Source organism: Anaerovibrio sp. JC8 (assembly GCF_002100115.1).
In the GTDB taxonomy this organism is placed as follows: domain Bacteria; phylum Bacillota; class Negativicutes; order Selenomonadales; family Selenomonadaceae; genus Anaerovibrio.
In genome coordinates, this window is the sequence record NZ_ANBM01000002.1 from 91,772 (window position 1) to 104,234 (window position 12,463).

Sequence of the window (12,463 nt, forward strand, 5' to 3'; positions counted from 1 at the left end):
CCTACTATATCGTCAAAACATTGGATTTCCTTAATGGTTACATTAGAAAACCATTAAACTCAATGTCCGAATTTACATATTACGTCCCACTTCATTGACGGACTTTTCGAGCATGGTGTCCTGGGTAGTTACAGCCCTGGAATTGGCCTCATAGGCACGATAATTGGCAATCATGTTTACCATTTCCGAAACCACATTGGTATTGGAACGCTCCAGCATACCCTGCTGAATCTCCCCGGTGGCATTCATGCGGCGCGGGTTGCCATTGGTACGATAAAGATTATCTCCCTGCTTTATCATCACCTGATCGCCCCCATCAAACTGGAACAAACCAATCTGGGCCACAGGCACATTATCATCCATGGTTATATTGCCATTGGGTCCCACAATGATGGTAGTGGCTTCATCCGGAATATCAATAGGGCGGCCACGGTTATCCAACACATTATGCCCACTGACGTTTACCAGCCGTCCGGTGGCAGTACGATAGAAATTACCATCTCTGGTATATCGCTGCCCCTGAGGGGTATCCACCATAAAATAGCCCTCTCCGGAAATAGCCAAATCAAAAGGATTGCCCGTAGACTGGAAAGCCCCCTGGGAGTGGTCGGTAACTATTTCATCCACCTCGGAGCCCATGCCCAGCTGGCCGATAACAGGTGCATTGTTGTTCAGTGAGAATCCCTTGAAGGTGGTAACATCCCGCTGAACCTTGGACAAATCATCTATTCTATGAATCAGCATTGGCTCGAATTCCTTGCTGACAGCATCATCACGTTTAAAGCCGGTGGTATTGGCATTTGCCAGATTATTGGCAATAGTGTCTGTACGGTATGACTCCGTAATCATGCCCGTAGCAGCTGTATAAAGTCCTCGCCACATACTTAATCCTCCCTTTTACACGTTACTTTCTCCAGAAAGACATGGATTTCTTGTCGTCCAATTTATCAATATGTTCCAGCGCCTTGCCAGTGCCCAGTGCCACACAGGACAGGGCATCATCAGCCAGACCTACCGGAATCTGGGTTTCACGGTGAATCAAATCATCCAGACCATAAAGCATAGCACCGCCGCCTGTCAGGACAATACCTCTGTCCATAATATCCGCTGCCAGCTCCGGAGGGCACTCCTCCAGCACCTTCTTGACGCATTCCACTATCTTGGTAACCGGCTCATTAAGTGCTTCTGCCACCTGGTCAGTGGTCATTTCCACCAGCTTTGGGAGACCACTGAGCATATCACGGCCCTTAACCTCCAGCTTGCCATTTCTGGCCCCGGTGAAGGCCGCGCCAATGGTAACCTTTATATCCTCGGCAGTGCGTTCACCAATCATCAGGTTAAAGCTGCGCTTAACATAGTCAATAATTGCCTCATCAAAGGCATCCCCGGCAGTACGCAGGCTGTCACTGGCCACAATGCCGCCAAGGCTGATAACAGCCACATCAGTGGTACCACCGCCAATATCCACCACCATGGAGCCGTAGGCCTCGGAAATATCAAGTCCGGCACCCAAGGCCGCTGCCAAAGGCTCCTCAATAAGGAAGGTCTTTCTGGCCCCAGCCTGCTCTGCAGCCTCCTGAACCGCCCGCTGCTCCACCATGGTAACACCGGAAGGAACACAAATCATAATGCGGGGACGGAAAACAAAGCTATGTCCTGTAACCTTCTCGATAAAGTAACGAAGCATGGCCTCAGTAATATCGTAGTCGCTGATAACGCCATCACGGAGAGGACGAATAGCCACAATATTTCCCGGAGTACGGCCAATCATACGACGGGCGTCCTCACCAACGGCCAAAACCTTATTGGTATCCCGGTCCACCGCCACCACAGATGGCTCCCGCAGCACCACTCCCTTGCCCTTTATGTATATCAAAACATTTGCTGTACCCAAATCAACGCCAATATCCATTGACATACCAAACATTAAAACATCTTCCTTCCATCTATATACAGGCGCACTAAACACACCTCGCCTATTTTTATCGATATATACTAAATATAATATAAAAGGGCAAAGTTTTCAATAAAAAAAAGAAAGAGCCGAGGAACTGCTATACTCAGCTCGGGTCTCAGGTCTAAAACTGTTTTGCTTTATTAAATAGCTAAAAAAATTATAACTCGCTTCGCCCTTACAGGACTAGCTTCGCGTCGCTCAAACAAATAATTTTTTCAGCTAATGCAGGAATGCAAAAAGCAGTTTATTAACGACCTTCGCCCTAATGCTTTCGTATAGCAGTCCCCCGACTCCTAAGATTTATTCAATTGTGACGTCTTACTTAGCAAGTATGGCACTCGTCGTAAATGCCGGCTTCCTTCAGCTTCTTAACCACAGTCTCACCCATGGTTGCCACAGTCTCGGCAACCGGAATACCTACAGCGTTCAAAGCCTTGATTTTGTCAGCTGCAGTACCCTTGCCGCCGGCGATAATAGCACCGGCATGGCCCATGCGCTTGCCCGGAGGCGCCTGTACACCAGAGATGAAGGCAATAACCGGCTTCTTCATGTTCTCCTTGATCCACTGGGCAGCCTCTTCCTCAGCAGTACCGCCGATTTCACCAATCATCATGATAGCCTTGGTTTCATCATCCTCATTAAAGAGCTTCAAAGCATCGATGAAATCAGTACCCTTGATAGGGTCACCACCGATACCAATGGCTGTGGTCTGACCGATACCGGCATTGGACAGCTGGAAGGTTGCCTCATAGGTCAGGGTACCGGAGCGGGAAATAACGCCTACATGGCCCTTCTTGTGGATGTAACCAGGAATAATACCCATCTTGGCCTCATCAACAGTGAGAATACCAGGGCAGTTAGGACCGATAAGGCGGGTCTTCTTGCCCTCCATGTAACGGCGAACCTTTATCATATCCTGAACAGGAACATGCTCAGTGATACATACTACCAAATCCAGCTCAGCCTCTACACCTTCCATAATAGAATCAGCAGCAAAGCGGGCTGGAACGAAAATTACGGAAGCAGTTGCACCAGTAGCCTTTACTGCATCCTCTACAGTATCATAAACAGGTACACCCTCTACGGTCTGACCAGCCTTGCCCGGAGTAACACCAGCCACAATGTTGGTGCCATATTCCAGCATCTGCTTGGTATGGAAGGCTGCCGTCTTACCAGTAATACCCTGTACAATTACCTTTGTATCCTTATTAATTAAAACACCCATGTCAGCAGACCTCCTTAGTTCTTCTTAGCTTCTTCGACCCGTTTAACAATATCCTGGGCGCCGCCCTCCATGGTAGGAGCCATAAACACATTCTTCACCGGTTTCTCAGTGAGAATCTGACGGCCGCGCTCAACATTGGTACCTTCCAGGCGAACAACTACTGGAACTGGAATGCCATCCTGACCGGTCTTATCAGCAATAATCTGAGCTGCCTTCTGGATACCCTCGGCAATAACATCGCACTTGTTGATACCACCAAAGATATTAACGAAAATACCCTTTGACTGGCCACCATCAAGCATAATCTCAAAAGCAGTGGCAATCTTCTCAGGAGTGGAGCTGCCGCCTACATCCAGGAAGTTTGCTGGCTCACCGCCATAATATTTCAAAATATCCACAGTAGCCATGGCAAGTCCGGCACCGTTAACCATGCAGGCAACATCGCCACCCAGGTTAACGTAGTTCAGACCCTCATTGGAAGCCCACAGCTCCTTTGGATCCTCCTCGGTCTCATCACGCAGCTCAACAATATCAGGATGACGGAAAAGTCCGCTGTCATCAAAATTCAGCTTGGCATCGAGACAAATTACATCGTCCTCTGCAGTAACAACCAATGGGTTAATCTCAACCTGGCTGCAGTCCTTGCCAATGAATGCATTATAAAGCTTAATCATGGTAGCAGTAGCCTTCTTGATGGCCTCAGGCTTAAAGTTCATCTTGTAAGCCATGCGGGTTGCCTGGAACGGAGCAAGGCCAATAGCAGGGTCAATGTACTCCTTGATAATCTTATCAGGGGACTCAGCAGCCACCTTCTCGATTTCCATACCACCCTCTTCGGAGCCAATCATAACAATCTTGGCAGTGGAACGGTCGTTTACAAAGCTCAGGTAATACTCTTTTGCTATATTGGAACCTTCCTCAATGAGGAGACGGTTAACCTTCTTGCCATCAGGGCCGGTCTGGTGGGTTACCAGAATCTTGCCCAAAAGCTCAGTTGCATAAGCCTTTACCTCGTCCAGATTCTTGGCGATCTTGACACCGCCGGCCTTTCCACGGCCACCGGCATGAATCTGGGCCTTAACAACAGTTACCTTAGAGCCAAGCGCCTTGGCAGCTTCCACTGCTTCCTCGACAGTGAAGGCTGGCTTGCCATTTGGCACATTAACACCAAATTGTCTCAGGACCTCTTTGCTCTGATACTCATGAATGTTCATACTTTCTGTCCTCCTCTATTTTACCCCGTAAAGTATAACTTCCCTTGCTAACAAATACATCATATAACTTTTTAGGGAAAATGTCTACTTTTATCTGTTTTTCTTCCAAAAATAGGAAAAAGTTGGGTAATTCGTTTGACAAACTCCTACCCAACTTTTCCTATAATTTATTCTGCTATCAGCTTATTCATAAACTCATCTGTACTCATTGGTCTGGCGTAGTAATAGCCCTGTATCAGCTTGCAGCCAATGTCCTTAAGGTACTTCACCTGGGGCTCAGTCTCCACACCCTCGGCGATAACCTCCATTCCCAGGTCATGGGTCATGTTCACAATGCTCTTCATTATGGTGGCTGCCCGCTGGGAGGTCTCTATATCCTGAATAAACTTCATGTCCAGCTTCAAAATATCCATGGTGAGATTTTTCAGCATGTTAAGGGATGAATAGCCGCTGCCAAAGTCATCCATCAGCACCGTAAAGCCGGCATTTTTCAGCCGCCGAAGAATTTTCAGCATCTGGGACGGATTATCCACATAGGCGGATTCTGTCATCTCAATCCTCAGCATCCACGGTTCCAGGTCGTATTTGGCCAGCAGTGAGGTCATATAGTCCACAAAATTATGGTCGTACATGTTGACCCGGGACACGTTTACCGATACCGGCACCACATCAAGGCCATTGTCACGCTGACGACTGAGAAAACGGCAGGCAGATTCCCAGGCAAACCGATCCAGCCTGGTCACAAAGCCATTCTTTTCAAATACAGGGATAAACACACTTGGACTTATCATGCCCCGCTGGGGGTGGTTCCAGCGGATAAGGGCCTCCGCGGACTTTATCTTGCCGGTGGTGGCATCATAGATTGGCTGGAGATAAATGCAGAAATTATTGTTATCCAGGGCACCTTCCATATCCCGCACCAGCATCTGCTCCTCCATTAGAGCCGTCCGCAGCTGCTCATCATAATAGGCAAAACGTCGGTTATAATTCCCCTTTACCGTATTCATGGCCATATGAGCCCGATCCAGCATCTTGTTCACCGTAAGATAAACATTATCCACCGTAAACACGCCGGCGTAAAACATAATGCTGCGGTACACTGCCAGAGAACGCATAACAGCATCCAGCCCCTGAATAATCAGTTCCATGTCCAGGGCATTCTCCGGCATGCACAGGGCAAAGTGGTCCGCCGAAAGCCTTGCAGCCAATCCCCTAGTACCCACCACCGTCTTGAAGTAGGCTGCCGCTGTCTTTAATATCATGTCCCCCGTTTCCATATTAAAGAGCTCATTTATAACCTTGAAGCAGCTGATATCAAGATACACTATGCAGTACTGGGTAGCCCGGTTCTCCTGTATCATCTCTGCGGTTTTTACCAGCATTGTATGGTGGTTGTAAAGGCCTGTAAGCTGGTCCGTTTCAATAATGGTCTGCATGGCGCTGATTTTTTCCGCCTGGGCCTTCTGATTTTCCTTACGCCATTCATTCTCCTGCCGCGCCATAACGTTCCGCACCCGGCACTGAACCACTATGGGATTATATGGCTTTGTGATGTAGTCCGCCGCTCCGTTTTCCAGGGCCTGAATTTCACTGTTAAGCAACCCTTGGGAGGTAGTCACCACCACAGGAATATGCTGAAAACGGGGATGCTTATGGAGTACCGCCAACAGCTCCATGCCCCCCATAACCGGCATTATTAAATCCAGAAGTATAATATCCACATTACGGGACTCCAGAATATCAAGTGCCTCTTTTCCGTTGGGGGCCTCCAAAATCTCATATTCACTTTGAAAAAACTGGGAAAGTATGGCCCGGTTTATTTCCACATCATCCACTATAAGCATTACGGTTCGGTCTTTCATATTTCCACCCCACTTCTCTTGTAGTTATTCCACAAATATATCCATATTCCTTTTTACCAAATAAAAAAGCTGGGGCAAACAAAAAAACCTGCCACCAGTTTTACCTGGTAGCAGGTCTGTTTGTTTAGTTAGTAACTATTTCTTTCTAATTCAGATTAGAAGGAGAAGGTTACCTGAGTGAAGATCTTCTTAGCCTTGTCGTTGCCGCCACGGTTTACAACCTTGCCATCGAAGTACTGGATGGAACCAACGATGTTCTTCATGAAGGCATAATCAACACCGATCTTCCAGCCCTTGGTACCCAATACAGTGCTGTCATTCATGTAAACGGTATCATAGGTTGCAAATGGAGAAGCAGTAGGGCTCAGCTTCTGATAGCCTACATAAGCGCCCCAAGACTTAGGCTGAGAAGCCTTTGCACCCTTGTAGTTAACCTGAATGTTGTAAGCGTCCTTGCCCATGTTGTTCAATTCCTTATTGGAATGAGCATAGTCACCAGTGATGTAGAAGTCGCCAGCCTTGTAGCCGAGGCCAACACCCCAAACGCCAACAGAATTGCTGTTATCAACCTGACGAAGGCCGTTGCTGAAGTTGTAGTAACCGAGGTTAGCATCAAACTTGCCGTTAGCGTAATTTACGTTAGTACCGAGGATACGAGCCTGAGCATCCATAGCGTTACGGAGACCCTTTTCAGTCTTACCAGCATCGAGAGTCCAAGATACCTTGCCATCCTTGCCCATAGCCTTGTTGAAGGTTACCTGAGCACCAGTAATTTCGGTATCGAATACGAGACCATGAACGAAGGAAGCATGGTCATTAGGGTTCTCACGACCAGCATAGATATCAGTAGTACCTACCTTGCCATGTACCCACAACTGCTGTACACGAGCGCCACGATCATCATTAAATAAGGTATTTACATTGTGGTTCCACTCAACGCGTGCAAAACCATCAACCTTCTCATTGATCTTCATAGCGGAGTTCAAACGGAAACGGATGAACTGCTCATCGAGCTGGCCATCTCTGTTGTTGCCGCCGCTTCTGTCCCAACGATAACGGATGAAACCGCTGTGCTTTACGTTGTCCATGCGAGCCTCGAGGTCGTCCATGCGAACGCCCAGGTTAGCCAGCTCATCACGGAACTCAGCAGCAAGCTTGTCTACCATAGCCTTGGTAGCAGCATCGCCAGTCTCAACCTTAGCCATAGCCTTAGCTACGATCTGAGCCATCTCATAACGGGTCATGTTCTGGTTGCCACGGAAAGTGTTGTCAACAGCATAGCCATTTACTACACCCTTAGCCTGCAGCTCGGAAACTGCGTCATAAGCCCAGTGGTCAGCAGGAACATCAGCGAAAGGATTAGCAGCTGCAAAAGTAGTGGAAGCAGCGCCTACTACCAGAGCGGTAGTCAATGCGGATACGAGAGTCTTCTTCATTTAGAAACTCCTCCTTTGAAATAAAATAAATTATTATTCGACATCAGAGTTTTTCAGAAGCTCTTTCCGCGAGTATCCATGTTCCCTCAACGTTCAAGCATCTTTCAACCCTGATACATCCGTATAGTAACATAGTCAAACTAATAATGCAAGTATTTTCACAAAACTAATTTATTATTTAGGCAAATTTAATCTTGTTTTAATCCAATTACAACAACTGAAATTTAGTCCAAATATTCCCCTACATCTGTGTTGTTGCTGGAGTCCTGATGCCCCTGAGACCATTCGTAACAGAACCGCAGCACCTCTGCCATAATCATATTGTTTCCCGCCGCCACATTGGTATAGCCATAGGCCATGGAAGGCACTTCACTGTAGGATGTAAGTTTTTTTGTTTCATATTGGTATATCTTGGTGTAGGTGTACTGATATGACTGTGCTGGCAGATTGAAGACTGTCCCATAGCAATACATGGTGTTGTACAGGGCCTTTACCATATACACATCAACGGTAACCATGTTTTCCTGAACATTGATGGTATTCACGTCCACATAGTAACCGGTGCCGTCCAGGCTGTCCACAAAATGGCGGTCCACCTTATGGGATGCTTCAGCGATATTTCCTTCAGCAAATATGCCCATAAGGCACACAGTCAAAGTGAGAGCCGCGGCCACCAGGGTCACAGCTCTTTTATGGGAGTTAATCATATTTTTTAATATCCAATTAAGTCTTGTCATTATTTCCATTTTTTTCACCATTGTCTTTATTGTCATTACTGGTTTCATCAGCTTCTTTATTTTCCAGGCTTTCAATATCCTGCCCACTGTCCTGATTATCCTGTTCTTCCTGATTTTCAGCCTGGAGACTTGGCAATTCGTATTCCACAACAGCCCCCTCTTCATTGGACTGCCTGAACTGCTGATGGAACCGACGGCGCTGCAAAAGAGCCCTTTCCATATCATCCAGCTCTTCCTCCGGAATATCCTCTATAGATATTTCCTCAGGCAGCGTATCACTGTCCAACTCCCGATTCGCATGAGACGGCACCAGCTTCTTTGGTTCTCTCCCCTTAAGGGTCAGGAAGGTAAGGGCTGCCAGCAGCAGGCCCATAACCACGCCCACTCCCAGGCTAAGATAGCTGCCCTGCTGGGTCCAGCTGTCCTGAGGAGCCAGCTTGATTTGCCAGTAGCCTCCCGGCACCCTTGCTGATGACGAGGCAAAGCTGTCGCCTATATCCCCCTCGGAGCGGCCTATAAGGCCATCATGCTCCATGTCCTTGTTGTTGCCATAAAGGGCGTAGTCATAGCCAGAATTCATCAACGCCTTATAGGAGTCATCCTCAATGGCATCCGGCATTTTAAGAATTTCCGCCACATTGCCTATATAATCAAATTTTGCAGTGCGGTTATTGTAGGCCAAAACCGGGGACATGGCAATAACCACCATGCTGCCGTCCTGCCTGGTGACAGGACCCACAGCCAGGGACTCCCCATCCCCGGACATGACCATATCCTGCATTTTGGCATATACTGCTGCCAGCTTCTGGTCGCTGGCAAAGCTAAAGCCGGCAGGATACGACATAGGCGGCCGCCCTGCCGGAGTGTACTGAACTCCCGCCACATGGCCGTCACTCTGGATGGCCGACTGGGCTGCCGGCACGAACCAGGCATCATTGGCCCGCTGCCTTTCTGCCACTCCCGCCAAATAAATTGTATTGGCTGCAAAGTCCCTGGTGAGATACTGCAGGCTGGCACCATACTGGTCCGCCGCCCTCTGGGTATCCTCCATATTACTCTTGTGAATATAGTGGTACATACCCATGAGGCCAACATAAACGCCCCCTGCTGCCACCAGGAACACCACTATGGAAACCAGCCATTTATTTAGAATTATTTTTTTCACATTCATAAACTGGGTCCCCTCACTCCAATAGAAAAATCAGAACGATTGTATTATGCTAATCACGGTGCAGGAAGGAAGCTATTGCTTATGTTCAACGCTTTTCACCATACGGTTGAACTTCACCCTGGGCATCATTACAAAATGGCCGCACCCCTGACAAATAAGACCAATATCCATGCCAACTCTGGTTATTTCCCACTCATGGCTGCCACAGGGATGAGGCTTCTTCATACGCACCACATCACCGATTTCAATTTGAATTTTTTCCATAGAATCACCTATTACAATTTTACTTTAATTATCCCGAAGGAGCAAGTGAGATTTATCCCATGTCAACAGGTGCCAGGATGAATTAAGGCGATAAAAAACGTTGCACAAAATTTGTGCAACGTCTTTTTCATGTGAATATAAACGAATCCTTCAATCCGCCCCATTTTTTGTCCTTGTCACTGAGATTCAACGGAGTACCGTCTGCCAGCTTGTAGCCAACACCATCAGCACTGCCCTGGTAGACTCCAGTCAATTCCGGCCACTCAATGCCAATTTCCGGGTCGTTCCAGGCCAAGCCGCCCTCGTCACCGGGATGGTAGAAATCTGTACACTTGTAGCAAAATCTGGCAACATCAGACAACACCAAGAAACCGTGGGCAAAGCCAGGCGAAATGTAGAACTGTTTCTTGTTGTCCGCGCTTAACACTGTGCCAAACCACTTACCAAAGGTAGGGCTGTTCTGCCGCAGGTCCACAGCCACATCAAAAACTGTGCCATCAATAACCCGCACCAGCTTGCCCTGAGGATACTGCTTCTGATAGTGCAGCCCCCGGAGTACGCCTTTTTTGCTCATGCTTTCGTTGTCCTGCACAAAGACCATGTCGAGCCCTGCTTCCTTCATATCCTGCAGGTTGTAGGTTTCACAAAAATATCCACGGTCATCACCATGCACCGTTGGTTCTATCACATATAAGCCCTCAATAGGTGCTTTTGTAACCTTTATCTGTCCCATTTATTCTATCTCCTTAAGATATCTGGCAAGGGCGTCCTGCCAGGTTGGCAATGGCTCAAAGCCGGCCTCAATCAGCTTGCTCTTGTCCAGGCGGCTGTTAAATGGCCGCTTTGCCTTGCTGAGTCCATACTCAGCAGTGGTCACCGGCATGACCTTCACATCCAGTCCAGCCTGTCGGAAAATCTCACAGGCAAAGTCATACCAGCTGATAAAGCCCCCTTCATTGGTAGCATGGTAATAACCATATTTCTCACTTTCACACATATCCACCAGCAATCGGGCCAAATCATAGGTATATGTTGGTGTCCCGATCTGGTCGCTTACCACCCGCAGCTCCGGATGAGTCTTGCCCAGCTTCAGCATGGTCTTGATAAAATTATTGCCATTTTTGCCAAATACCCAGGCAATACGCACAATAAAATACTTGTCAAGGAGCTTGCTTACCGCCTTTTCTCCCTCCAGCTTGGTTTCACCATACACATTAAGAGGCCTGTACTCCTTGCAATCCGGCTGCCATGGCTCAGTGCCTTCACCATTGAAAACATAATCGGTGCTGAGATAAACCATTTTACAATCTATATTATTGCAGGCCCGGGCAATATTTTCCGTGCCTGTAACATTTACCGCCCACACCTTGTCCTTTTTGTCCTCATCCTCTGCGGCATCCACAGCCGTCCAGGCAGCACAATGTACCACTGCATCGGGCTTTACATCAGCTATAACACGGGCTACCGCCTCAGAGTCAGTAATATCCAGCTGGACATATTCTCCCATTGCAACATCAGAACCAATGGCCTCATGTCCACGCTTATTCAGTTCATTGACAACATCGTGGCCCAACTGTCCTGCCACGCCGGTAACAAATACCTTCATTTTTTATCTCAGTCCTTCAGCAATGGCCGCCACCATTTTTCATTATCCAAATACCACTGAATAGTCTTCTTTATACCGTCAGCAAATCTGGTTTCCGGCAGCCAGCCCAGCTCATTATGAATCTTGGTAGGGTCAATGGCATAGCGCATATCATGACCCTTGCGGTCAGTTACGTAAGTGATAAGGCTTTCCGGCTTTCCCAGTTCCTTGCAGATAAGCTTAACAATATCAATATTGCGCATCTCATTATGTCCGCCAATATTATAGACCTCGCCTACAGTGCCCTTGTGAATAATCAAATCAATGGCCTTGCAGTGGTCCTCCACATAAAGCCAGTCCCTTACATTAATGCCCTCGCCATAAACAGGCAGTGGCTTGTCAGCCAAAGCATTGGTAATCATAAGTGGTATAAGCTTCTCAGGAAAATGATACGGACCATAGTTGTTGGAGCAACGGCTGATGGTTACCGGCAATCCATAGGTGCGATGATAAGCCAGTACCAAAAGGTCAGCCCCGGCCTTGGAGCTGCTGTACGGTGAGCTGGTATGAAGAGGGGTTTCCTCTGTAAAGAACAGATCTGGTCTGTCCAAAGGCAGATCGCCATATACCTCATCGGTGGACACCTGATGATACCGCTTAATGCCATACTTGCGGCAGGCATCCATCAGCACAGCTGTCCCCTTGATGTTTGTCTCCAAAAATACATCCGGATTGGCAATGGAACGGTCCACATGGCTTTCAGCGGCAAAATTAACCACCACATCCGGCTTTTCCACCCGAAAAATTTCCTCAACAGCCTTGCGGTCGCAAATATCCACCTTGGCAAAGACAAAATTATTATCATTCATGACAGGCTCCAGGGTGGAAAGATTGCCTGCATAAGTCAGCTTGTCCAGACAGATAATTCTGTAATCCGGATGAGCCTTCAGCATATGAAAAATAAAATTACTGCCAATAAATCCGGCACCGCCGGTAACAATAATGGTCATTT

Annotated in this window: 12 protein-coding genes; all 12 read right to left on the bottom strand. The window is 47.7% G+C overall.

The features are described 5' to 3' along the window. Window positions 1-72: 72 nt before the first annotated feature. The 12 genes from flgF to rfbB all read right to left on the bottom strand — a co-directional run bounded on the left by flgF (window position 73) and on the right by rfbB (window position 12,461). On the bottom strand, window positions 73-882 hold the full coding sequence (gene flgF / locus D081_RS02140; protein ID WP_085022490.1) for a flagellar basal-body rod protein FlgF: 810 nt from the start codon (window positions 880-882) through the stop codon (window positions 73-75). A 22-nt stretch (window positions 883-904) separates the two neighbouring features. Then, window positions 905-1,927: a rod shape-determining protein gene (locus tag D081_RS02145; RefSeq protein ID WP_085022491.1), complete on the bottom strand. Its 1,023-nt coding sequence runs from the start codon at window positions 1,925-1,927 to the stop codon at window positions 905-907. A gap of 352 nt (window positions 1,928-2,279) precedes the next feature. Continuing rightward, complete coding sequence (sucD, locus tag D081_RS02150) at window positions 2,280-3,182, bottom strand: succinate--CoA ligase subunit alpha (protein ID WP_027405992.1); 903 nt, start codon at window positions 3,180-3,182, stop codon at window positions 2,280-2,282. 14 nt (window positions 3,183-3,196) lie between these two features. Next, on the bottom strand, window positions 3,197-4,396 hold the full coding sequence (gene sucC, locus D081_RS02155) for an ADP-forming succinate--CoA ligase subunit beta (protein WP_085022492.1): 1,200 nt from the start codon (window positions 4,394-4,396) through the stop codon (window positions 3,197-3,199). Between the two features lie 167 nt (window positions 4,397-4,563). After that, complete coding sequence (locus tag D081_RS02160; protein WP_085022493.1) at window positions 4,564-6,258, bottom strand: bifunctional diguanylate cyclase/phosphodiesterase; 1,695 nt, start codon at window positions 6,256-6,258, stop codon at window positions 4,564-4,566. A gap of 155 nt (window positions 6,259-6,413) precedes the next feature. After that, complete coding sequence (locus tag D081_RS02165; RefSeq protein ID WP_085022494.1) at window positions 6,414-7,694, bottom strand: S-layer homology domain-containing protein; 1,281 nt, start codon at window positions 7,692-7,694, stop codon at window positions 6,414-6,416. A 224-nt stretch (window positions 7,695-7,918) separates the two neighbouring features. Beyond that, window positions 7,919-8,440: a hypothetical protein gene (locus tag D081_RS02170; RefSeq protein WP_085022495.1), complete on the bottom strand. Its 522-nt coding sequence runs from the start codon at window positions 8,438-8,440 to the stop codon at window positions 7,919-7,921. Beyond that, window positions 8,418-9,602: a hypothetical protein gene (locus D081_RS02175; protein ID WP_085022496.1), complete on the bottom strand. Its 1,185-nt coding sequence runs from the start codon at window positions 9,600-9,602 to the stop codon at window positions 8,418-8,420. Before D081_RS02175 ends, D081_RS02170 begins: the two co-directional genes overlap by 23 nt. A 72-nt stretch (window positions 9,603-9,674) precedes the next feature. Next, a complete protein-coding gene (locus D081_RS02180) occupies window positions 9,675-9,866 on the bottom strand; it encodes a DUF951 domain-containing protein (protein ID WP_085022497.1) in 192 nt (63 codons plus the stop codon). 127 nt (window positions 9,867-9,993) lie between these two features. Continuing rightward, window positions 9,994-10,599, bottom strand: a complete 606-nt coding sequence (rfbC, locus tag D081_RS02185; RefSeq protein WP_085022498.1) for a dTDP-4-dehydrorhamnose 3,5-epimerase — start codon at window positions 10,597-10,599, stop codon at window positions 9,994-9,996. Continuing rightward, on the bottom strand, window positions 10,600-11,472 hold the full coding sequence (rfbD, locus tag D081_RS02190) for a dTDP-4-dehydrorhamnose reductase (RefSeq protein ID WP_085022499.1): 873 nt from the start codon (window positions 11,470-11,472) through the stop codon (window positions 10,600-10,602). 8 nt (window positions 11,473-11,480) lie between these two features. Next, window positions 11,481-12,461 carry a dTDP-glucose 4,6-dehydratase gene (gene rfbB / locus D081_RS02195; RefSeq protein WP_085022500.1) on the bottom strand — a complete coding sequence of 327 codons (981 nt, stop codon included), beginning with the start codon at window positions 12,459-12,461 and terminating at the stop codon, window positions 11,481-11,483. Window positions 12,462-12,463: the final 2 nt, after the last annotated feature.